The 21,913-nt window shown below is 43.6% G+C and carries 19 protein-coding genes; 8 read left to right on the top strand and 11 right to left on the bottom strand.

Annotated features, from left to right (window positions below; translation table 11 throughout):
• Nucleotides 1-392: 392 nt before the first annotated feature.
• Complete coding sequence (yghU, locus tag CXF65_RS07340; protein ID WP_101211577.1) at nt 393-1,250, bottom strand: glutathione-dependent disulfide-bond oxidoreductase; 858 nt, start codon at nt 1,248-1,250, stop codon at nt 393-395.
• 400 nt (nt 1,251-1,650) lie between these two features.
• Here yghU and CXF65_RS07335 point away from each other — a divergent pair, with 400 nt between their 5' ends.
• Nucleotides 1,651-3,027 carry a DHA2 family efflux MFS transporter permease subunit gene (locus CXF65_RS07335; protein ID WP_101211576.1) on the top strand — a complete coding sequence of 459 codons (1,377 nt, stop codon included), beginning with the start codon at nt 1,651-1,653 and terminating at the stop codon, nt 3,025-3,027.
• 143 nt (nt 3,028-3,170) lie between these two features.
• Here the strand turns inward: CXF65_RS07335 and bfr (CXF65_RS07330) are convergent, their stop codons facing one another.
• The 3 genes from bfr (CXF65_RS07330) to CXF65_RS07320 all read right to left on the bottom strand — a co-directional run bounded on the left by bfr (CXF65_RS07330) (nt 3,171) and on the right by CXF65_RS07320 (nt 4,810).
• A complete protein-coding gene (gene bfr, locus CXF65_RS07330) occupies nt 3,171-3,653 on the bottom strand; it encodes a bacterioferritin (protein ID WP_101211575.1) in 483 nt (160 codons plus the stop codon).
• Nucleotides 3,654-3,714: 61 nt separating this feature from the next.
• Complete coding sequence (gene bfr / locus CXF65_RS07325; protein WP_025652033.1) at nt 3,715-4,203, bottom strand: bacterioferritin; 489 nt, start codon at nt 4,201-4,203, stop codon at nt 3,715-3,717.
• Between the two features lie 415 nt (nt 4,204-4,618).
• A complete protein-coding gene (locus tag CXF65_RS07320; protein WP_025652034.1) occupies nt 4,619-4,810 on the bottom strand; it encodes a bacterioferritin-associated ferredoxin in 192 nt (63 codons plus the stop codon).
• Nucleotides 4,811-5,163: 353 nt separating this feature from the next.
• Here CXF65_RS07320 and CXF65_RS07315 point away from each other — a divergent pair, with 353 nt between their 5' ends.
• Entirely contained in the window at nt 5,164-5,493 is a 330-nt protein-coding gene (locus tag CXF65_RS07315) for an ArsR/SmtB family transcription factor (RefSeq protein ID WP_025652035.1), read from the top strand.
• Between the two features lie 243 nt (nt 5,494-5,736).
• Here CXF65_RS07315 and CXF65_RS07310 read toward each other — a convergent pair whose 3' ends face one another.
• The 5 genes from CXF65_RS07310 to CXF65_RS07290 all read right to left on the bottom strand — a co-directional run bounded on the left by CXF65_RS07310 (nt 5,737) and on the right by CXF65_RS07290 (nt 11,036).
• Nucleotides 5,737-6,459 (bottom strand): sulfate/molybdate ABC transporter ATP-binding protein, encoded by a 723-nt coding sequence (locus CXF65_RS07310; RefSeq protein ID WP_025652036.1) that lies wholly within the window; start codon nt 6,457-6,459, stop codon nt 5,737-5,739.
• A 96-nt stretch (nt 6,460-6,555) separates the two neighbouring features.
• Nucleotides 6,556-7,491, bottom strand: coding sequence for a sulfate ABC transporter permease subunit CysW (gene cysW, locus CXF65_RS07305; RefSeq protein WP_025652037.1), 936 nt, complete (start codon nt 7,489-7,491; stop codon nt 6,556-6,558).
• Between the two features lies 1 nt (nt 7,492).
• Entirely contained in the window at nt 7,493-8,377 is an 885-nt protein-coding gene (gene cysT, locus CXF65_RS07300) for a sulfate ABC transporter permease subunit CysT (protein WP_025652038.1), read from the bottom strand.
• 181 nt (nt 8,378-8,558) lie between these two features.
• Nucleotides 8,559-9,656 carry a sulfate ABC transporter substrate-binding protein gene (locus tag CXF65_RS07295; protein ID WP_101211574.1) on the bottom strand — a complete coding sequence of 366 codons (1,098 nt, stop codon included), beginning with the start codon at nt 9,654-9,656 and terminating at the stop codon, nt 8,559-8,561.
• Between the two features lie 243 nt (nt 9,657-9,899).
• A complete protein-coding gene (locus CXF65_RS07290) occupies nt 9,900-11,036 on the bottom strand; it encodes a sulfate ABC transporter substrate-binding protein (RefSeq protein ID WP_101211573.1) in 1,137 nt (378 codons plus the stop codon).
• 478 nt (nt 11,037-11,514) lie between these two features.
• On the opposite strand from CXF65_RS07290, the gene CXF65_RS07285 reads away from it, so the two are divergent.
• Complete coding sequence (locus tag CXF65_RS07285) at nt 11,515-12,036, top strand: hypothetical protein (protein WP_101211572.1); 522 nt, start codon at nt 11,515-11,517, stop codon at nt 12,034-12,036.
• A gap of 149 nt (nt 12,037-12,185) precedes the next feature.
• On the opposite strand, the gene sat is transcribed toward CXF65_RS07285, so the two are convergent.
• A complete protein-coding gene (sat, locus tag CXF65_RS07280) occupies nt 12,186-13,439 on the bottom strand; it encodes a sulfate adenylyltransferase (protein WP_101211571.1) in 1,254 nt (417 codons plus the stop codon).
• Nucleotides 13,440-13,676: 237 nt separating this feature from the next.
• On the opposite strand from sat, the gene CXF65_RS07275 reads away from it, so the two are divergent.
• The 3 genes from CXF65_RS07275 to CXF65_RS07265 all read left to right on the top strand — a co-directional run bounded on the left by CXF65_RS07275 (nt 13,677) and on the right by CXF65_RS07265 (nt 16,785).
• Entirely contained in the window at nt 13,677-15,362 is a 1,686-nt protein-coding gene (locus CXF65_RS07275) for a nitrite/sulfite reductase (RefSeq protein ID WP_025652043.1), read from the top strand.
• The gene (locus tag CXF65_RS07270; protein WP_025652044.1) at nt 15,355-15,951 is read left to right on the top strand and encodes a DUF934 domain-containing protein; all 597 of its coding nucleotides are present in this window, start codon (nt 15,355-15,357) and stop codon (nt 15,949-15,951) included. The genes CXF65_RS07275 and CXF65_RS07270 overlap by 8 nt, the downstream gene beginning before the upstream one ends.
• A 195-nt stretch (nt 15,952-16,146) precedes the next feature.
• Nucleotides 16,147-16,785, top strand: a complete 639-nt coding sequence (locus tag CXF65_RS07265; RefSeq protein WP_101211570.1) for a phosphoadenosine phosphosulfate reductase family protein — start codon at nt 16,147-16,149, stop codon at nt 16,783-16,785.
• Nucleotides 16,786-16,998: 213 nt separating this feature from the next.
• Here CXF65_RS07265 and CXF65_RS07260 read toward each other — a convergent pair whose 3' ends face one another.
• Entirely contained in the window at nt 16,999-17,811 is an 813-nt protein-coding gene (locus tag CXF65_RS07260; RefSeq protein ID WP_101211569.1) for a DUF817 family protein, read from the bottom strand.
• Between the two features lie 475 nt (nt 17,812-18,286).
• On the opposite strand from CXF65_RS07260, the gene cysG reads away from it, so the two are divergent.
• Nucleotides 18,287-19,960 (top strand): siroheme synthase CysG, encoded by a 1,674-nt coding sequence (gene cysG / locus CXF65_RS07255; protein ID WP_101211568.1) that lies wholly within the window; start codon nt 18,287-18,289, stop codon nt 19,958-19,960.
• 318 nt (nt 19,961-20,278) lie between these two features.
• Nucleotides 20,279-21,823, top strand: coding sequence for an exonuclease SbcCD subunit D C-terminal domain-containing protein (locus CXF65_RS07250; protein ID WP_413772499.1), 1,545 nt, complete (start codon nt 20,279-20,281; stop codon nt 21,821-21,823).
• Nucleotides 21,824-21,913: the final 90 nt, after the last annotated feature.

The following is a 21,913-nucleotide window of genomic DNA, read 5'->3' as shown; positions in this document are numbered from 1 at the left end:
GTGAGTCATATTTTTTACGTTACAATTTTTATGAGTATGGGTATAGCGGTAGGCATCATGGTCAGTCGACACTAATGGCGCGCTTAGAACGTTATTATTCTTCATAGTCGTTACTCATTAATAGAAGAATTATAAACACCTGCCCTTCAAGACGGTGGCCTGTTATCTTAACGTATCAATGTTTCTATCTGTTGTACTAATGTACCATTGTGTAAACAGAGAAGTATAGTATTAATTCAACTATCGATATATAAAGATAGCACTATCAATATGTTAAAAAATAACAAGGCTGATAAGCAACTTGCCTATCAGCCTTGTATTACAGCGTCATTGTTTTTATTTTTCTAATATCATTCTTATTTTTCTAACAACGAACCATGAGGGACAATCACTTAATTGATTGGTTTTAGCGCTAGATCGACTGCTCGTTTTACTGCAGGACGTTTAGCAATGGTCTGTGCCCAACGCTGCACGTTTTTATAATTATCAACTTGTAAGAACTCAGCGGCTTCATACAGCTTGCCAAGTACCAGTTGTCCATACCATGCCCAGATGATCATGTCGGCAATATTATAGTCTGCTTCGTCATTGCCACACATGTAGACGTTGTCTTTTAGATGTTTATCGAGTACGTCAAGTTGGCGCTTGGTTTCCATGGCATAGCGATTGATGGGGTATTTCATTGGTTCTGGCGCATAAGCATAGAAATGACCAAAGCCGCCACCTAAGAAAGGTGCACTACCCATCTGCCACATCAACCAAGACAGGCAGTCTGCTCTGGCCTTACTAGAAGATACGGGAACAAACTGACCGAACTTTTCTGCTAAGTATAATAAAATGGCACCGGACTCAAAAAGCGCAATAGGCTCGCCATCATTGTTTTTGGCAGCATGGTCAACCAATGCAGGTATCTTTGAGTTTGGATTTATCGCCACGAAGCCTGAGCCAAATTGATCGCCTTCCGAGATGTCAATTTTATAGGCGTCATATTCAGCGCCTTTAACATTCAGCTCAGCCAGCTCTTCTAATAGGATGTTTACCTTGACACCGTTTGGGGTATTCAGTGAGTACAGCTGTAACGGTGCATCGCCTACTGGTAGGGCTTTATCATGGCGCGCGCCAGCTGTTGGACGGTTGATACTAGAGAATTTGCCACCATTCTCCTTGTCTTGGGTCCAGATTTTAGGCGGTGTATAAGTGCTTTTATCTGTATTATGGTTGGCAGTTGCTTGATTATTATCATTACTCATAAAACATCCTATTTATTATTGTGTGCAAAAAATTGTATGTAAAAATACGGTTCTACGAAACATAGTCAATGAAAGATACTAGTGATATAAAGCTGGCAGGTAAAATAGCTACCAATATTTGACTGAACGAGCCTGATAACGTATTTGGTTCATGTATCTGATTGATGTAAAACCGACTATATACGTGTTCTACTATAACGGCTCTATGCCGACTTATTAAAGTCCTGTCGTGTAATTAATGTAGTGATTTTTAGGATAAAAAATCCTTTGGTTACTTTGCTCATCTTTAACTGCGCTAGCGTTGTTTCTATACTACGCGCAATTTAATGGTTTTTAGAGATGAGCGGCTCATAAACGTAATTCTTGAATACCCATAATCTTAAGATAAAGTGATGTCAGTATGGTAACGCTAACCCCTACCCAGAATAAATACCTGCCCTATGTGCTAGCGGTGGCGCTGTTTATGCAGATTTTAGACGCCACTATCTTGAATACCTCACTACCGCAAATGGCACAAGCGCTGGGTGAGTCGCCACTTAAGATGCAGTGGGCCGTTATTAGCTACGCTTTAACCTTGGCTATCTTTATTCCTATCAGTGGATTTCTGGCCGATAAATATGGTACGCGGCGGGTGTTTTTATACGCTATCGTTATATTCTGCGTGGGCTCTATACTGTGTGCTGCATCGCCTACCCTAGATTTTTTGATTGGTTCGCGCATTATTCAGGGTATCGGTGGCGCGATGATGACGCCGGTTGCCCGTTTGATACTGGTCAAGTCGTATCCCCGCAATAAGCTATTGACTGTCATGAATTTTGCAGTGATTCCCGCATTGGTGGCGCCGTTAGTAGGACCCGTACTCGGTGGTTATATCGTGCAATATGCCAGCTGGCAGTGGATATTTTTGATCAATGTACCCATGGGTGTTTTTGGTTTTATCATGGGCAAAAAACTGGTACCGGCTTTATTTGAAGATACCAAGCATTTAGATTGGACGGGTTTTTTATTGTTTGCGGCAGCAGCTTGCGGCTATACCCTCGCTGTTGAATTCGGCTCACAAACAGGTCGCGGGACTTATGGCTTGGTGTTGGCGTTCTTGTCAACGGCGTTGATAGGCGCCTATGTCTGGCATGCCAAACGCCGTCATGCGCCGCTCTTTCCATTGAGCCTATTTGATATTCGCACCTTTAAGATTGGGATTACGGGTAACTTATTTACGCGCTTGGGTATCAGTGCCGTACCGTTCCTATTGCCACTATTACTACAAGTGGTGTTTGAATACTCACCGTCGCGTGCAGGTTGGCTACTGGCACCTATCGCGGTTGGGGCGATTGGCATCAAGCCTTGGGTCAGTCGAATTATCCAGCGTTATAGCTACCGCACAGTACTGGTCTACAATACATTTTTTATGGGCACACTCATCATTATGTTGGCGCAGTTTAATGATGCCTCACAGTGGCTTTGGTTCATCCCTATTTTGACCGTGATGGGTGCTTGCAACTCTATGCAGTTTAGCGCGATGAACACCATTACCATCGGTGATTTAGAAGGTGTGCAAACCAGTAGCGGTAACAGCTTGATGGCCGTTAATCAGCAGCTAGCGATTAGCTTTGGTATTGCCTTTGGCGCTGCGCTACTCAATCTACTACGTGAGCGGTTTGAGCTTGATACCTTGGCTGCCTTTCAGACGACGTATTGGATACTGGGTATTTTAACCATTCTCTCAGGATTATATTTTTTACGTCTCAAACCTGAAGATGGTCGCGGTCTGTATTAGGTCGTGCCCTAAATTCAAAAACTGAAGACACTTGATGTCATAAGATACACTCATAAGTGCTAAACAAAAAAAAGCCAGTAGAGGTTTGAACGATATCAAACCTCTACTGGCTTTTTGATTGATGAGTGACTGTTGATGAGTGACTAAGGTGCTTTGTCATCATCCATTTGCGATTGGATATAATTCTCTACACCAACGTCTTTTATCAAGTCTTCTTGAGTCTCTAGCCAGTCTTGATACTCTTCATTGCCATCTTTCAGTTTTACCACTAGCTGACGAGATACATAATCACGGTGAGTCTCGCACAGGGCAATGGTATCGGTCAGGATGTCGAACTTCTGCTTTTCTAAGCGTAGATTACAGTCAATCATTTCAGGCACATCTTCAGCGATAAACATTTTGCCATAATCTTGCAAATTCGGTAGGCCGCCTAGCAACAAAATCCGTGCAATCAGATCATCAGACCACTTCATTTCCGCTATAGACTGTTTGTAGAAGCTCTCATTCAGCGCTTCAAGCCCCCAATGACGTGCGATACGCGCATGCAAAAAGTACTGGTTAATAGCGATTAATGACTGGGCAAGCACTTTATTGAGTGCACGAGTAACGTCTTTATCCCCTTTCATAATCTCTCTCCCTTTATCATTACCTAATAAGTTAAATGTCGTCTATAGCTATCAATAGCCATTAAGCCAGATGAGGAGATACCTCAGCCATTTGACTTTGTAGGTAATTTGGCAGACCAATCATATCGATAAGACGCAGCTGCTGCTCAAGCCAATGCGCATGATCTTCTTCCGTGTCTTTGAGCTGCTCGACCAACATCTCGCGCGTGACGTAATCATGCTCTTCTTCGCACAGCGCAATACCGTCTTTTAGATGCTGCTGTACTTGATACTCTAAATCAAGGTCAAGCTGTAGCATTTCAGGAACGGTGCTGCCGATATTGATACCGTCAACCTGCATTTTTGGCGTACCGCTTAACATTAGAATACGACGAATGATAGCCTGTGCATGCAAGGTCTCATCTTGCATTTCGTGGTTGATACGATCGTATAATTTACCGTAATGCCATTCAGCATACATCTCAGAGTGAATAAAGTACTGGTCACGAGCCGCAAGCTCACCACCTAACAGAAAGTTTAAATAATCAATGACTTTTGGGCTACCTATCATCACATGCACTCCTATATTCGTCTGGCAGATTACATTCATAATAATGCATATATTAACAGTATTATCAGTAAACTGCTCAGTAAAGTTAAAAACAACAAAAATTCTTCCAAAGCAAGACATATATAGTAGCATATAGGCGCTATATGGCTTGTAACGTTATGAACTAAGAATAAGATGCTAATTGAGAATCATAATTAGCCAGCTTTTTTTTGCAGCGGCTAAAGAGGTATGTGAGTAATACAGAGAGAGTTCGGCGCGATATATACGAATGGCAATGACCCTACCCTTTATAACTGTTCGCTAACTTTTTTAGCTGAGTTAGAAAAGGTAAGCCTGATAACATAAGCATGGGTATTTGCAATGAAAGGCAGGTACTTGTGATGCACAAGCCTAAAAGGCACTTATCTAATAGCCGTTAGACGGCGTAAGCTAAGACATCCAGCTTGGCATGGTGTTCATCAAGGTAATCATTGACCATCGGCTCACAGCAACCACAGCACGTCGCAACATCAAGGGTATCTTTTAGACCGTCAAGGGTATCGATACCGGCAGCAATGGCGGCTTTGATTTGCTTTTCTTTTACGTCGTTACAGATACATACGTACATGTGCTGGCTCCTACGATGGTTACTATATGTCTTGCTGATGCACTTAAATGATTAAAGAAAAGCTTTTTGAATGGATAAGTTACTTAACATTCAATACTTTATCTTGTTAGTCGTTATAATAACGATAATTATTACCATTTGCAATAGCATTGGCCTATCTGTTTATCATTAATGCACCACTAGAGAGTTTGGGTATGAATTCATGTAACTGAATATAGATAAACGTGTAACCGATTATACTTAACGGTACTAAAATGACGACGAAGTGTAATTTTGCTCATTTTTTAATCGATTTAATAAGCAACTGCTGTTATATTGAACCCCTATTAACGAAGCTCTATTGGAATTATCCTATGTCTGATAATAATTTTACGATACAACCTATCGAATTGTTTAAGGTTTTATCTGATCCGACGCGCTTAAAAATCTTCCAAATCTTATTCAAAAAAGAAGCACGCTGTGTGGGCGAATTGGTAGAAATATTGGATCAACCACAGCCAACCATCTCGCGCCATTTGAACCATTTAAAAAAACTGGGCATCTTAAGCTGTGCTCGCGATGGTACCTGGATGTGGTATGAAGTAGCCGATGATCTGCCTGACTGGTGTCAAGATATCTTGGATATCACCTATGAGCAAACCTCACTCAAAGACTTGAACCTAAATATGTCAAAACTTGCTTAGAGGCTACTCATTCAGTTAATAGTTGCTGAGTTTACTATTAACTGGACTATTACTTAGTCATTGCCCTGCCCTCTACGTTGAAGCCCATACATAATTTAAGCCATAAAAAAAGACCTACATCAGTAGGTCTTTTTTATATGCAAACGATAGTAATTGCACACCATGCTTGTTCTAAAAACAGCTATAGTCTTTTGAAAATAGTCCTGTGAAAATAAGACTTAAAACAGGTGGATTATGACCCTTCTATACTAAGTCTAAGAAATCACTGACAAAGGCGTTAGCTGGATGATGTATCAACTCTTCTGAAGTACCTACTTGCTCAACATGGCCATGATTCATCACCACAATCTCATCAGACACAGCGCGCGCCTCTTCTTGATCATGGGTGACCATGATACTGGTGATACCCAGCTCATGATGAATGTCTTTTAGCCAAGTACGCAACTCCTTACGTACCTTGGCATCAAGCGCACCAAATGGCTCATCCAATAGCAACAGCTTTGGTTTTACTGCTAAGGCACGTGCCAGCGCAATACGCTGACGCTGACCGCCAGATAATTGATGCGGATAAGCATTAGCGATTTGTGGCAGCTGTACTAATTCTAGAAGCTCTGCCACTCGCTTATTGATATCCGCTTTGCTTGGTCGCTCATTCTTGGGCAATAACGTTAAGCCAAAGGCGATATTATCGGCGATATTTTTGTGGCGAAATAGCGCATAGTGCTGAAACATAAAGCCGATATGGCGTTTTTGCACAGGCGTATGGGTGACGTCCAACTCATCAAACAATATCTGCCCCGAGTCCGAATACTCAAGCCCAGCGATGATGCGTAACAAGGTTGTTTTACCGCAGCCAGAAGGCCCTAATAACGTTGTCAATTTACCTGTAGGTACGGTGATATTGATATTGTCTAAGGCAGTAAAATTGCCAAACTTTTTATTAACGTTCCTAATCTCGATGCTCATAATAGTGTCTCTTATTATATCTTTTGTCTTATCGTAGCAGATGATTTCGATTATTGTTTTACTAGTCGCTGTTTTATCAATCACTACTTTAGCCGCTTATACGCTGTCATCTGCGCGCTTTGCTACGGTGGCATTGGCACTCACTGGTAGCTCAGGCGCGCTCGCTAGCCGTTCAGATTTGGCAAACTTGCGCTCTTGTACCTTGGTCATGACTTGTTGTATCAATAGCGTCACTAACGCCAGTGCGGCAAGTAAGCTTGATAAAGCAAAAGCGGCGGTAAAATTATAATCATTGTAAGCAATCTCAACCAAGAGCGGCATGGTATTGGTCTCACCACGTATATGACCTGAGACCACGCTCACGGCACCGAATTCACCCATTGCCCGAGCGTTGGTCAAAATCAAACCATAGAGCAATGCCCATTTGATATTGGGCAAGGTCACATGCCAAAAAGTCTGCCAACCGGTGGCACCCAAAGTAAGCGCGGCCTGCTCCTCACTATCACCTTGAGTCTGCATCAGCGGTATCAGCTCACGTGCGACAAAGGGAAAGGTCACAAATAACGTGGCTAACACAATACCCGGAACGGCATAAATCACTTGAAAGCCCATGCTCTCAAGCCAGCCACCAACGGTAGAGTTAAGACCGAATAACAAGACAAACATCAAACCGGCGACCACTGGTGACACCGAAAATGGCAAATCAAGCAAGGTCGTGACCAGCTGCTTACCTTTGAATTGATAACGCGTCACGAGCCATGCAATTGCGATACCCATCACCATGTTAATTGGCAACACAATAGCGGCGGTAATTAATGTGAGCTTAATCGCTTGCAGCGCTTCTGGATCGACCAGCGAGGCAATATACAACTGCCAGCCACCTTTAAAGGCTTCATAGAACACCGCAAATAATGGTACTACTAGCATGATAACCATGAATAAGACAGCGATGCCAATAAAGGTGCGCCGTATCCATGGGGTATCTTTGGTTGCTGGGTTGCTTTGATAGTCGTAGCTATTGGATATCTGCATCTTAGCGAGCTCCTACACGGCGCGACAGTTTCCACTGTACAATGTTGATGGTCAATAAAATCACAAATGAAATCATCAGCATAAATAACGCCACGGCAGAAGCACCTTGGATATCGAACTGCTCAAGCTTACTAATAATAATGAGTGGTAAAATTTCAGACTGCATCGGAATATTACCCGCGATAAAAATCACCGAACCATACTCGCCAGTCGCACGGGCAAACATCATGCCCGCGCCCATTAATAATGCTGGTAACAGCTCTGGCAAAATCACCTTACGAAACGTGGTTAAACGATTTGCACCCAGTACCGCCGCCGCCTCCTCAAACTCAACCGATAGCTCAGCCAATACGGGCTGCACGGCACGAACAATAAATGGAAAGCTGACCACCACTAAAGCGAGCCAAATACCGATAGGCGTAAAAGCCACCTGAATGTCGAACTTATCAAACCATTTACCAATCAGGCCATTCGGCGCATAAAGAGTGGCCAGAGAAATCCCAGTGACAGCGGTTGGTAGTGCAAAGGGCAAATCAACCAAGGCATTGATTAAGGACTTACCCCAAAATTCATAACGCACCAGTACCCAGGCGACCAGCGTCCCAAACACCATATTGGTGAGCATGGCTAAAAACGACATCCACAAGCTTAATTTAATAGCAGCAGTCACTTGCGGCTGGGTAATGGTTTCCCAAAAGCCCGTCCAGCCCATTTGGGTTGTAGTATAGGCCATCATAGCAAACGGTAGTACCACTAATAACGACAAGCTAAAGACGGTAATGCCCATGCTCAGACCAAACCCTGGCAGCACATTGCGCTGACGCAAACGGTTCAGCCAGCCTTTTTTTGGCAAAGGTTTGCTGCTCGAAGATGGTGTTGCACTCATAGTGATGTCCTATTGCCTATCTGATGGTACTTATCGTAAAGACCACGTTTTATCAAATGTATTATTAGTCCGCTTACGGTATAAAGGACATAGCGCGGGTGCCATGTCCTTTATATGATTGGACGTTACTTTAGAACTGCTAAGCGGGTAACGACAGTACGTTTAAAAGCAAGCGTATTGGTTACTGCGGGGCATTAATCGCTAACTGATCGAATACACCACCATCGCCAAAGTAAGTACTCATGATCTCATCCCACGTACCAAAGGCATCGTTCGGGCGAAAGGTTTCAACCGGTGGTAATTTGTCACCGTTTTTATCAAGGACGCTTTTTACGCTAGGACGTAAGTAAAGGTCAGCGGCCAATTGCTGAGCAGGCTCGCTCCATAAGTAATCAAGATAAGCTTTTGCCGCGTCAGTGGTGCCTTTTTTATCAGTCACAGCTTTGACGATCGCAACAGGGCTTTCTGATTTGATAGAGTATTTAGGATAAACGATGTCAACTTGACCCGCACCAAAATCAGTGGCCGCAAGGTTGGCTTCGTTTTCAAAGGTAACTAAGACATCACCAATACCGCGCTGAACGAAGGTCGTCGTCGCTGCACGCCCGCCATTCTCATAGACTTTGACGTTTTTTAGCATGTCTTTTACGTATTTTTTCGCTGGTGCTTCTTCGTTATTAAAGGCGTGTAAGCCATAACCATAAGCCCCTAAAAATGCATAGCGACCATTACCGGTAACTTTCGGATTGGCCATTACAATCTCAAGGCCATCTTTGGTCAAGTCTTCCCAATCATTGATACCTTTTGGGTTGTCTTTACGCACCAAAAATACGATAGTACTGGTAAAGGGCACAGCGTTATCTGGGAATTTGCTTTCCCAATCTGACTCAACCAAGCCTTTTTTCTCAAGCAGCTCGATATCTGAGCCTTGATTCATGGTCGCGACATCCGCTTGCAGACCATTAGCAACCGACAGGGCTTGCTTACTTGAGCCACCATGTGACTGCTTGATTAGGATATTACTGTTTGGGTTCTCCGCTTTATAATGTTCAACGAACAGCGGGTTGTAGTCTTTATAAAAGTCGCGTGCCACATCATAAGAGACGTTTAACAGCTCGATATTTTGACCTTCTGCAGCTGGCGTGCCATCAGCATTGGCCGTCGTATCGGTCTGCTCGCTGTTGCTACAGCCCGCGAGTCCAAGTGTCAGTGCCACGCCAGCAATGCTTAGAGCACTTAGCGCTTTGTTTTTTTGTTGATAACGAGCTGCGTCAGTCATAAATACCTCAGAGATGTCTGTTTGTTATGTTGTGCAAGTATGCTAACAGCGCCATCTTATTATGTTTAATGATGAATATGTGTATGTTATTGCCAAAATGGAATAACCAAGTCATATAAATAAATTTATCAATAACTTATAAGTGGTTGTCTCTTGAGGCATACCACTTTTTATGACGTCTGCCTGCTGTCGAGTGCTGGCTAGCTGTAACGATCTAATCGAATGCGGTATTACAGTTAGCCATTACTCTACCCGTGCCAACTGATCAAAACGCCCACCATCGACAAAGAATGTCTCCATAATCTGAGCCCAAGAACCGAAAACTTCGACTGGCTCAAAGGTGTCAATATCAGGCAATGTGTCTTTGTGCGCGGTCAGCACCTGCTCATTACTAGGACGCATATACATTTGTGCCATCAGCTCTTGTGCTGGCGTGTCCCATAAACCCTTAAGATAGGTATTAGCTGCCTCAGTTTTACCGCTTTTTTCGGTGACCGCGGTCACCACGGCAACAGGGTTTTTAATCACAATCGAGTAGCTCGGATAGACGATGTCGACTTTCCCTTTCGCAAACTGCTTCGCGGCCAGATGTGCTTCGTTTTCGGTAGTGACGAGCACATCGCCAAGGCCGCGCTGGGTAAAGCTGGTCGTCGCTGCCCGTGCACCATTGTCATAAGTGACAACGTTCGCCAGTAGCTTTTGGATAAAATCATTGGTTTTGGTTGGGTTCTGCGGGCTTTCGTTAAACTGATGTAGCCCATAACCATAAGCGCCCAAAAAGGCATAACGCGCCGTACCACTGGTCTTTGGATTCGGGATGACCACATCGATACCATTACGTGCCAAATCAGACCAGTCTTGAATGTTTTTTGGATTGCCGTTCCGTACCAGTAGCACCATAGTGCTGGTATAAGGCACGGCATTATTAGGTAGTGCTTGCTGCCAGTCGGCTGCGACTAAGCCTTTTTCGACCAGCAAATTCATATCGCTTTGTTGGTTTAAGGTCACCACATCAGCTTGCAAACCACTGGCAACCGACAAGGCTTGCTTGCTTGAGCCGCCATGCGACTGATTGATATTTATTTTACTGTCTGGATGCGTTGCCTGATAATCCGCACTGAATAAAGCATTGTAGTCTTTATAAAAATCGCGTGACACATCGTAAGAGACGTTAAGCAGGCTGATGTCTTTTTGCGTACTTGCGGACTTATCTGTGTCGTCTTGTGTGGCTTGCGTAGGGCTACAGCCTGTCATTAGCATTAACGCTGTCAACGCGCCGCCTATGATAAGGGTGCGAGGTTGCGCACTTTGAGACAGTGAAACGCCAGCGCTAGTGCTGATGCGCGCTGAGACTTTATTGATAGTACTATTGGTTTGCATAAATGCTCTCTGTATTTTTAAATTGCGTATTTTTTAGTTTCGATGCGACCGTTTTTATTAAAATACTTATGACGGTCTCAACTGCCATTGCTCGATGAGCTTGGCTCTCTGAACTGAATTTTTAACGTAGCTTATTGGCCAATTTATTAACTGGCTTCTGTGGATAATGAGAGACATGCTAGCAGCTTGTTTTATGAACGCTTAGTGACAAATCAGCTTATCGAGTGCTGAACTTGGCATAAGCAAGCAGTTGTATTTGTTTCATGACTAATCCAGCAGTTAATCTAAGAAATAAATGAGAACAGCTTTAACCTCTAAGGGGTTAAGAGCGTTATGCTACCGACTGTGGCATACTATACGTAGCCAACCAATCGCCTCGATCGGTCAGTACTTATGCTCCGTACTTATGCTCCGTACTTATAGTCAGCATCTGTCATCAGCCATACCTATCATTCACTTAATACCAAGGTGCCGCCCTATGATTCAATACCAACGCCGCTCAGTATTTTCTACTGTCTTAATTTGTGCCAGCACCGTTCTTATTAGCGTTACTGGCTGTAGTTATAGCACTGTCAGCCAAATTGACAACACCGTGAAGAGTAAGGCTGTTGTGCAGACACCTGCGGTACAGAAAATCGTTGGCGACTATGCTTCAAACGGCTATGCGACGCGCAAGCAAGGCAGTGATTGGGTGGGTGTCATAGTGAGAGCTGATGGAGCGGCAGATATTGCCATAAAGGTGCGTGCCCGCAGCGATGTCAAAAAACCAACGTGTCAGTTTGACGCTAAGGCGACGTTGCTAGGTCAAGACGATGCACATGGTATTATTTTTCAGACCAAGATAAACAACAGCAATGACAGCATGGCGTTCTTCCAATTTAAAGAGGATACGCTGACCATTGATAGCCAAGATAAATATGCATTAAACTATTTTTGCTCAGGTGGCGGGACGCTAGCCGGAAACTATGAGAAACTTGAGGGGAATTTAGAGCTGAATTAGAATTCGATGAGGCGATAACATAAGGTAATACGTAGCTTTAAATAATCTAGCTTTAGAGCATAAAAAAGGTGTCAGATTTATCGTCTGACACCTTTTTTCATTTTTCATTTTTTAGTACTAGCTTTATTTGCTAATAAGACAAATGTTAATTATACGGCTGATGCGCCAGTAAGTTTGATCTCTGCACGCTCTTCACGAGCGATACCAGCGTAGTAATCACGCAAAATCTGCAAAACTTCTGGACGGCTAAAGTTGTCTGGCACATCCTCATCTTCTGATAAGGCTTTACGTAGCTTAGTACCTGATACCTTAACGTGTTCACTTGCATCATGCGGGCAAGTCTTGTCTGATGCCATCGCATTACAAGCATTACACCAAAAGGTCCAGCCAATTTTTAACGGCTGAGTGATAAGGTCGTCTTTACCAACATATTCAAAGATAGTCTGCGCATCAAAGGCACCGTAATAATCGCCGACACCAGCGTGGTCACGACCAACAATCAGATGGCTACAACCGTAGTTTTGACGGAATACTGCATGCAGTAGCGCCTCACGCGGACCGGCATAACGCATGTCTAGCGGATAGCCTGCTTGGATCACGGTATCAGCTCTGAAATAATTATCAATCAAGGTCTTAATGGCTTCTTGGCGTACCTCAGCTGGGATATCTCCTGGTTTTAATGCGCCGAGTAGCGAATGAATCAGTACGCCATCACAAATCTCGATCGCAATCTTGGCCAGATATTCGTGTGAGCGGTGCATAGGGTTACGCGTTTGGAAGGCGGCGACTGTTTTCCAGCCTTTGGCATCCAATATCTCGCGCGTCTCAGCTGGCGTTTTATAAATCTCTGGGTATAAGGCGGGGAACTCGCCTTCGCTTAGTACTTCGACGCGACCTGCGATGTTGACTTCGCCTTGGTTCAGGACTTGCTGCACGCCCGGATGTTCAGGATCAGTTGTGGTAAAGACTTGCTGGCACTCATGGTCTTTGTCGATATCATAAGTTTCTTCGACAGTAATGATGCCCATCATTTCCCCATCATCCGCGACCAAAGCCACTTTATCACCTTGGCTCAAAGTATCGGTCAGTGCTCTTGGAGCAGATAAAGTAATGGGGATTGGCCAAAACAAGCCAGCATTCTCACCACTTTGCAGACGCATGTTGTCAACAACGCCTTGCCAATCGGCTTGATTCATAAAGCCATTTAGCGGGGTGAAGCCACCAATACCAAGCATAATCAAATCACCACGCTCACGTGAGCTTAGCGTGATAGTCGGCAAAGTGCTGGCAAGTTCTAGAGCCTCTTCGCGTGCTTTACCTTTTAATAATAGTGGCTTTAGGGTGTCGCTACCATGAGGGGGTACTAGTTTTGAGGCTGCTTGATTGGGGACTGAAGATGTCATATTAATTTAAAACCTTAATGATGAGTGAGAAAGCTGAGTAAATGGGTTATAAATAGAATACGCATAGGCTACCGAATTTTCGTTATGAAAATTTATGCTGACTTTGGATATGGATATGACTTATAGGAATTTATGTTTTAACGCTATAGCTTATATGATGTGACGCTAAGCTAAACTAAACTGTCACTGAGCAGTTTTTAAGCTATCATATACGTCTATCATTATTGAGATTACGTCATGTACCAATATAATTATGCTGACCAAACCTTGGTAGAAGAACGAGTCGCCCAATTTCGCGACCAAACCGAACGGTTTTTGGCAGGCGAGCTGCCAGAAGAGCAATTTTTGCCGCTGCGTTTGCAGAACGGTCTTTATATCCAGCGTTATGCGCCGATGTTGCGTATTGCGGTTCCATATGGCTTGCTGGCAACCTATCAATTGCGTAAGCTCGCCGAGATTACTCGCAAATATGACAGAGGTTACGGACACTTTACCACTCGTACCAATATGCAGCTGAACTGGCCAAAACTTGAAGAAGTGCCAGATATTTTGGCGGAGCTGGCATCGGTACAGATGCATGCCATTCAGACTTCGGGCAACTGTATCCGTAATACCACCACTGACCCTTACGCCGGTATTCATAAAGAAGAGATTGCCGATCCACGTCCTTATTGTGAGATTATTCGCCAGTGGTCAACCTTTCATCCTGAGTTTGCATTTTTACCGCGCAAATTTAAGATTGCCGTCATTGGTACCGCCAATGATCGGGCAGCGACGCAGGTGCATGATATCGGACTGCATTTAAAAGCCAATGAAGAAGGCGAGCTTGGATTTGAGGTGATTGTTGGTGGCGGGCTTGGACGTACGCCAGTGATTGGCAAAACCATTAATAAATTTTTACCACGCCATCATTTACTCAGCTATTTAGATGCGATTTTGCGCGTCTATAATCTGCATGGTCGCCGCGATAATAAATTCAAAGCGCGTATCAAAATATTAGTCGAGAGCATGGGTGGTCCTGCCTTTGCTAAACTGGTCGACGCTGAATGGGAAGCACACACCAAAGATGGCTCATTAACTCTAACCGATGCCAGCTTTGACAAAGCCAGTAGTTATTTTACCGAACCTGATTATCTAAGCTTTGATGCGCTCCAAGTACAGTCGGACTTGCAGCAGCAATTAAACGCTGATAAAGACTTTGCCAATTGGTATAACCAAAATACGGTCGCCCATAAAATCGCAGGTTATCGCGCCGTGGTGATTTCGTTAAAAGCAGGGTTGGTCAATGGTAAGTACGTGCCTTCAGGTGATATCAGTGAGTCGCAAATGGACGCCCTCGCCGACCTCGCTGATGAACATAGCTTTGGTGAATTGCGTGGTACTTATCAGCAAAATCTGGTTTTCGCTGATGTACAAACCAACCGCTTATACGAGCTATGGCAACAGTTGGTTGCGCTACATTTGGCCCGTCCAAATATCAATACCCTCACCGATATGATCGTCTGCCCAGGCTGGGACTTTTGCTCGCTCGCCAATGCCACAACCCACAATATCGCTGAACAAATCGAAAAGCAATTTGATGATCTCGACTATCTTTATGATTTGGGTGAAATCCGCCTCAATATGTCTGGCTGTATGAATGCCTGTGCGCATCATCATACCGGCGATATCGGTATCCTTGGTGTCGATAAAAAAGGCGAATACTGGTATCAAATCAGCCTCGGCGGAAACTCTAGTAACGACGCCAAAATCGGCAAGATATTGGGTAAAGCGGTGCCATCTGATGATGTCGCGACGACGATACAAAAGATAGTAGACGTCTATCTAGAGCAACGCGTGGCTAATGAGAATGAGGTAGAAGGCTTTGGTGAGCTGATCAATCGTATTGGCCTTGCACCCTTTAAGGAGAAGGTCTATGGGTAATCATCATCTTTTCAATAGCGAGGCTGTGGACATCAGTCAAAACGATACTTGGCATGTACTGACGACTAACGATCTACCAGATGGTATCGCACTGACCCACATATCATTGCTCGAAATTTTACAAAAGCAAGAAAAGCTCGATGTGCTCTTACCGCTTAGCGATTTATTGGATACTAAGGGCAATATTGCTGGCGGTCTATTGCAAGAGGTGTATGAATTACTCGCTCAACATGCCAGCAATCTTGGTGTCTGGGTGACATCGAATAGCGATACGGAAGTGCTAACTCGCATACCAGAGTTTTTATTGCAGCAAGATTTAATTGTGATTAATGTGCCAGTGTTCACCGATGGACGCGGCTTTAGCTTTGCCCAGACCCTACGCCAGATCGGTTACCAAGGCGAGATTCGTATGGCTGGCAAGTTTGGGCGTGACCAAATTGCCTACCTACTACGTGCGGGCGCGGACAGTTTTATGATAAGCGAGCATGACCTACAGTCCATCTCCGACATCAGCCAAGCATTTAACGCGCTGGCTAGCAGTTATGACGGTCGCAACGCCGCCGACTTACCGATGTTTGCGGACGCCTAGTTTGTATTATTTCAATTTAAATTATGACAGCAACGACCTATTTTTGTAGGCTGGGTTTTTAACCCAGCATTTTACTTTTATAAATTTTCACAGCTGGGTTAAAAACCCAGCCTACGATTACTATTAAATACTTAATTTTTTTATCATCTTTAACTTTATGCATTTAAATTATTAACCACCATTAAGGAACATATTATGAGTCAATTACACCCAGATCTAGACCTTGATCAAGCCAACCAAGCGCTACAAGGAAAATCACCAGAGCAAATCGTTGAATGGGCACTCAGTCAGGCTAAAAACCCTATCATTACCACCAACTTCCGCCCTTACGAGTCGGCTATCTTGCATTTAGTTGCCAAGCAACGTCCTGATATCACCGTATTATGGGTAGATTCTGGTTATAACACGGACGCCACTTATCGTTTTGCTAATAAAGTGATCAAAGACTTAGATCTTAATGTCGTTACCTATATCCCTAAGCAAACGGCGGCGCATCGTGATGCCACGATGAATGGCATCCCAGGGATTGATAACCCACAGCATGATGAATTTACAGAACAAGTGAAACTTGAGCCATTCCGCCGTGCACTAGATGAGCTAAAGCCTGACGTTTGGTTCAACGCCATTCGTAAAGATCAAACCGAATTCCGCCAAGGTCTTGATGTACTTAGCCTATCAAAAGATGGCGTGCTAAAAGTAGCGCCTTTATTTGAGAAAACAGATGCAGATCTAGATGTGTATCTTGATGAGCATACCTTACCTAACGAGCATGACTACTTTGATCCAACGAAAGTAGAAGAAAGCCGTGAGTGTGGTTTGCATACGCAGTTGTAGTTTAACGATTTGTAGCTGTTAAAAAATAAAAAGCCCTTTCTTAAATTTAAGAGAGGGCTTTTTATTTTTATAGTCGATTCAATTTAGAGAAATGAGTACACACTGGTTATTGTTGCTATTAAAGGATCTCCAACACGAAGCATCAAGTTCTTGTCGAATTAAATCCCACAAACTTTGAGCATATAGTTCAATCTCTACAGGGCACGCCCTATATCAAACTAACTGCCAACTCCCTTTGGTATCCCTTTTGCCCATGACTGCCAAAACCAATACTAAGCTTAATATAAGCAATAAATACCAAGAGCCAAGCTTACCCCAACCCACCATATGCCATACATTTTCTTGTGACGGATAACGCCAAATATTGGCAAAAGTAGCAATATTCTCTGCTAACCAAACCAGAAAAGCTAGAAACAACAGTAATGGTAAAAATGGACATTGATATTGCTTGGCATCACACAGTTGCAAATTATTTTTGTGATTAATTTGAAAAAACAGTCTGGTTTTCCAAAACAAAATGATCGAAGCGATGAATAATATATTGCGAATATCAGGGGCAAAAAATTTAGTAAAGAAGTTGGCATAAGACAAAATAACTAATAAACTCACCCATAGTAAACTTGGCAAATAGGTAAAGGATGCATTAAACAGCCTTAAGCCACGCGCTAAAAAACTGCCCACTGCCGAATACATAAAACCAGCAAAAAGCGGCACATTGGCAATTCTAAAAATTGCTTGCTCGGGATAATACCAAGAACCAATTTTGGGATGGGTTAAAAACAGCTCCATTGCCATGGCCATAATATGGAAAATAGCAATGACCCATACCTCACGCGGGGTTTCTAATTTGAAGTAAACCAAAAAAACTTGAATAATTAAAGCATATGCCAACAACACATCGTAGCGATAGATGCCAGCAATTGACCAACTCATTTGATGAGTCAGCACAAAAGCCAACAATAAAAGAATACCAAATATAGCAGACGCAAAACTCAGCGCGCCGCCACGTAAAATAATTTTCAACACCTTAAGTGAGTAATACAATCATATCGACTACCGATTCGCGTGAAAGAATTCATTGCTTTATTCATGTACGGTTTCAATATCAATAAATATACCAGCATGCTCAGGATCAACCTACTGAGTAATTCCATAAACTCCCTCACGATAGCTTCTTATTTAAAGCATTAGTGGCCGCCGAACTATAGCAAATTGGTCGCTGAATAGGTAATTTTGCGTTATTTATAGATATCACTATTTGTATCAAACGCTCAATTCAATCGATTGTTATCTAAACGGGCTAAAAATAGCTACATTATTATACTTATTCGCTTTATTTTTCCGATCCTGTATTTCATACCTCACCTATTCCACATTCATTCAAAAACTACCGTTATCATATCAAAAACGAATATACTAATGCCAATACACTAAGTGAGACACAAAGCCTGATACCTCATAATGGTCACATACCTTATTAAATTGAATAACTGGTGAAGATATGAACACCTTTCCACTATTTTTTAAATTAGAAGATCGCAAAGTGCTGATCGTCGGCGGCGGCGATGTGGCGCTACGTAAGGCTGACTTGCTCAGCCGCGCTGGTGCGTGTATCACTGTCCTTTCACCAAGTATCAGTGCTGAGATACAAGCTTTACTATCAGATAGCAAGCACCAACTTATCTATGATAATTATAATAAAACCTATATGACAGGCGCGCGCGTTATCATTGCCGCGACCGATGACGAGATACTTAACCATCAAGTCCACGCTGATGCCAGCGAGCTTAATATTCCGGTAAATGTGGTCGATACCCCACCTTTATGTGATTTTATTTTCCCCGCCATCGTCGACCGCAATCCTATCGTGATTGGTATCTCGTCCAATGGCAAAGCGCCGGTGCTGGCACGTCTATTACGGGCGCGGCTTGAAACTTTGATTCCGCAAGGCTATGGAAAATTGGCCAAACTAGCAGGCGACTTCCGTACTGAGGTAAAAAGCAAGATTCCAACCTTAACGGGTCGTCGGCAGTTTTGGGAGCGCGCTTTTGAAGGCAAAGTCAGCGAGTTGATGTTTGCGGGCAATGAAAGCCAAGCCGCCGCGCAACTACAAGCCGACTTGGATGAGACAGCCGCCAAAATTGAACTTGATAAAACGAGCCGCGCAGACACGCAACCATTACAAACAGAGTCTTCGTCTGTATCAATCACCGCTACAATAGATCAGCCACAACACCCGGCTGCAGCGCCTGAGCAAACGCCTGTCGGTGAAGTGTACATCGTCGGTGCAGGCCCCGGTGATCCAGAGCTGCTCACGTTTAAAGCGCTGCGCTTAATGCAGCAAGCCGATATTGTCTACTACGATGCGCTAGTATCACCGCAAGTATTGGACTTATGCCGCCGTGATGCTGATAAAGTATTTGTCGGTAAAAAACGCAGCAATCATGCTGTCGCCCAACTTGGTATCAATGAGCTGTTGGTCAATAGTGCAAAAGAAGGTCGCCGTGTGGTCCGTCTAAAAGGCGGTGACCCCTTTATCTTTGGACGTGGCGGCGAAGAGATTGAAAGTCTGCGTGCGCACGGCGTACCCTATCAAGTTGTCCCCGGTATCACCGCTGCCAATGCCGCTGCAAGTTACGCGGGTATTCCACTCACCCATCGCGATCACTCGCAATCCGTGCGTTTTGTCACTGGCTTCTTAAAGGCTGGCACGCCCAATAGCAACTTTAAGAGCTTTTTAAATACTGACGAAACCGTGGTGTTTTATATGGGTCTGCATTCGTTGGCACGTTTGACTGAAGGCTTAATCGAAGCTGGTCGTAGTAGCGACACCCCAATCGCTATCATCTCTAATGCCAGTATGCCAAATCAGCAAGTATTGACTGGTACGCTTGAGACTATTGTCGCTCAGCAAGTAGAAGCGCAGCTACCGACACCTGCCTTACTTATCATGGGTGATGTGGTCGCCCTACATCATGATCTGGCTTGGTACAACCTGCAAAATCAGCAGCACAGTCAAAATGTTAGCAATACCGATGATAATTGGTTGCGTGGCGGTACAGCTGCTACACCAAAAGAAGGACATGCTGATACTAACCAACAGGCTCATGCATTATCAATGGTGGCTAATCTGGCAGCAGCTGATAATGGTTGGGAGCAATTGGTGATTGATTAGTTAATAGCTATGAAAAAAATATCAATTGTATTATTTACCGTTGCATCTGCTTTTTCAGTCTTTGCTTCAATTAAATGAACAAATACAGTTGGATGTCATAACTCCAAATCTAGATTTCTAAAAAAAAGAATCATTGAGCTTCGGCCTAATGGTTCTTTTTTATTCCAAATAGGTACTAAATACTAAATAGCTACTAAGCCAATGCTTACTTTAAACCAGACACTAACAGAGAAAACCAAAGCAAATCTTGCTAGAATGACTACTTTCTACTAAATATCCTAAAGCTCAACTATGTCCACACTTGCCGATACCAAGTCTATGCCTATGAAATTTTTAACAGTCCTCCACACTTCAGATTGGCATTTAGGACGCAGGCTTTATGGTCGTATGCGTTATGATGAATTTGAAGCGTTTTTAAGTTGGCTACAAGATACCATTAGCGCGCAAAAAGTCGATGTCCTTATCGTCGCCGGTGATATCTTTGATACCATGACGCCGAGTAACAGAGCGCAGGCGCTATATTATGAATTTTTGGGCAAAGTTTCAAAATCATGTTGCCAGCATATCGTTATCGTCGCGGGCAACCATGACTCCCCTACTTTTTTGGACGCACCAAGCAATGTCTTAAAATTCTTAAACGTTCATGTCATTGGCACCGCTTGTGAAGACTTAAAAGATGAGGTCTTGGTGTTAGACGATGCAGACGGTACACCGCATTGCATCATCGCCGCAATCCCTTATCTGCGTGACCGTGATGTCCGTAGCAGCAGCGCTGGCGAGTCCGCGGATAGTAAAGATGCCAATGTCATCAAAGGCATTCGTGCCCATTATGATGAAGTCGCCAGCATTGCTAAAGCGAAGCAAACAGAGCAAACAGAATTAGCCGAAGCAAACCAGCGTCACATTCCTATCATCGCTACAGGGCATCTATTCGCAGCGGGTGGCACCACTACTGAAGACGATGGTGTGCGTGAGCTTTATGTCGGCTCACTCGGCAAAATCTCTGCTGATATGTTCGATGAAGGCTTTGATTATGTGGCACTTGGGCATTTGCACGTACCGCAGCGCGTCGGCGGCTGTGAGCATATCCGCTATTCAGGCTCGCCTATTGCGATGGGCTTTGGTGAGGCCAAGCAACAAAAGCAAGTATTGCTGGTACAGTTTGGCGCAGTAGAAAATGATTTTAGCAATCAAAAAGCAGCGTCAAATAGTACATCTGAAAGCAATATGCCTAAGCTTACTAATACAGTGACTAAGATTGAACAATCGGTAGAAAAAGCCGCTAAAAAAGTAGCAAGTCGGTCAACTGGTTTTATAGATGACTTGTTTGACTTTGATGACTCAGTAGAAAGTGATGTAAAGGAAGAAAGCACGGTTGAAGAAGGTTTAACTCAAACAGGTGCTAAGTTAGCATATCAACTGCTGCATGATGATGAGTCACGTCAGATGCAAGTGGTTTCCCTACCCATTCCAAAATTCCAAAAATTGGCGCAAATCTCAGGTGATCTGGAGTCTATTAATAAGACTATCGATAAAACCATTCAAGCTCTTGATGCAACAGAATCTGTTTGGCTTGAAATTATTTATACGGGTGATGACGTGGTCAGTGAGTTGCGTGAGCATATTCAGGCGATGGTAGATGGTTTGCCGTGTGAAGTATTAAAAATTAAAAACACGCGCACCTATAATAAAGTTTTGAACCAACAGCAAATCTCTGAGACCCTACAAGATTTAAATGAGGAAGAAGTATTTGAGCGCTGCTTAATTGCTCACAATATTCCTGATGAGCAAAAATCATCCTTACGTGACGCCTATGATCAAATCGTTTATAACCTGCGTCATGAAGATACTCAGGCCGAATAATAGCAGCGCATTTTGGATGCCAGCCAACAACTTCTTCACTTTTCATCACTGTTCTCTTTATAACTGTTCTATATAAAAATAAGACCTACC

Source organism: Psychrobacter sp. Sarcosine-3u-12, from assembly GCF_002836005.1.
Classification (GTDB): Bacteria; Pseudomonadota; Gammaproteobacteria; order Pseudomonadales; family Moraxellaceae; genus Psychrobacter; species Psychrobacter okhotskensis.
The sequence above is the reverse complement of the archived record's forward strand: the minus strand, read 5'-3'. Positions and strand labels throughout refer to the sequence as shown.

Bases quoted from the DNA above. Each gene is read 5' to 3' on its own strand.
- CXF65_RS07335 (WP_101211576.1), top strand. From the start codon at position 1,651: ATGGTAACGCTAACCCCTACCCAGAATAAATACCTGCCCTATGTGCTA.
- sat (WP_101211571.1), bottom strand. From the start codon at position 13,439: ATGACATCTTCAGTCCCCAATCAAGCAGCCTCAAAACTAGTACCCCCT.
- cysW (WP_025652037.1), bottom strand. From the start codon at position 7,491: ATGCAGATATCCAATAGCTACGACTATCAAAGCAACCCAGCAACCAAA.
- CXF65_RS07285 (WP_101211572.1), top strand. From the start codon at position 11,515: ATGATTCAATACCAACGCCGCTCAGTATTTTCTACTGTCTTAATTTGT.
- cysT (WP_025652038.1), bottom strand. From the start codon at position 8,377: ATGAGTGCAACACCATCTTCGAGCAGCAAACCTTTGCCAAAAAAAGGC.
- cysG (WP_101211568.1), top strand. From the start codon at position 18,287: ATGAACACCTTTCCACTATTTTTTAAATTAGAAGATCGCAAAGTGCTG.
- yghU (WP_101211577.1), bottom strand. From the start codon at position 1,250: ATGAGTAATGATAATAATCAAGCAACTGCCAACCATAATACAGATAAA.
- CXF65_RS07295 (WP_101211574.1), bottom strand. From the start codon at position 9,656: ATGACTGACGCAGCTCGTTATCAACAAAAAAACAAAGCGCTAAGTGCT.
- bfr (WP_025652033.1), bottom strand. From the start codon at position 4,203: ATGATAGGTAGCCCAAAAGTCATTGATTATTTAAACTTTCTGTTAGGT.
- CXF65_RS07275 (WP_025652043.1), top strand. From the start codon at position 13,677: ATGTACCAATATAATTATGCTGACCAAACCTTGGTAGAAGAACGAGTC.
- CXF65_RS07310 (WP_025652036.1), bottom strand. From the start codon at position 6,459: ATGAGCATCGAGATTAGGAACGTTAATAAAAAGTTTGGCAATTTTACT.
- CXF65_RS07270 (WP_025652044.1), top strand. From the start codon at position 15,355: ATGGGTAATCATCATCTTTTCAATAGCGAGGCTGTGGACATCAGTCAA.
- CXF65_RS07265 (WP_101211570.1), top strand. From the start codon at position 16,147: ATGAGTCAATTACACCCAGATCTAGACCTTGATCAAGCCAACCAAGCG.
- CXF65_RS07290 (WP_101211573.1), bottom strand. From the start codon at position 11,036: ATGCAAACCAATAGTACTATCAATAAAGTCTCAGCGCGCATCAGCACT.
- CXF65_RS07250 (WP_413772499.1), top strand. From the start codon at position 20,279: ATGCCTATGAAATTTTTAACAGTCCTCCACACTTCAGATTGGCATTTA.
- CXF65_RS07320 (WP_025652034.1), bottom strand. From the start codon at position 4,810: ATGTACGTATGTATCTGTAACGACGTAAAAGAAAAGCAAATCAAAGCC.
- CXF65_RS07315 (WP_025652035.1), top strand. From the start codon at position 5,164: ATGTCTGATAATAATTTTACGATACAACCTATCGAATTGTTTAAGGTT.
- bfr (WP_101211575.1), bottom strand. From the start codon at position 3,653: ATGAAAGGGGATAAAGACGTTACTCGTGCACTCAATAAAGTGCTTGCC.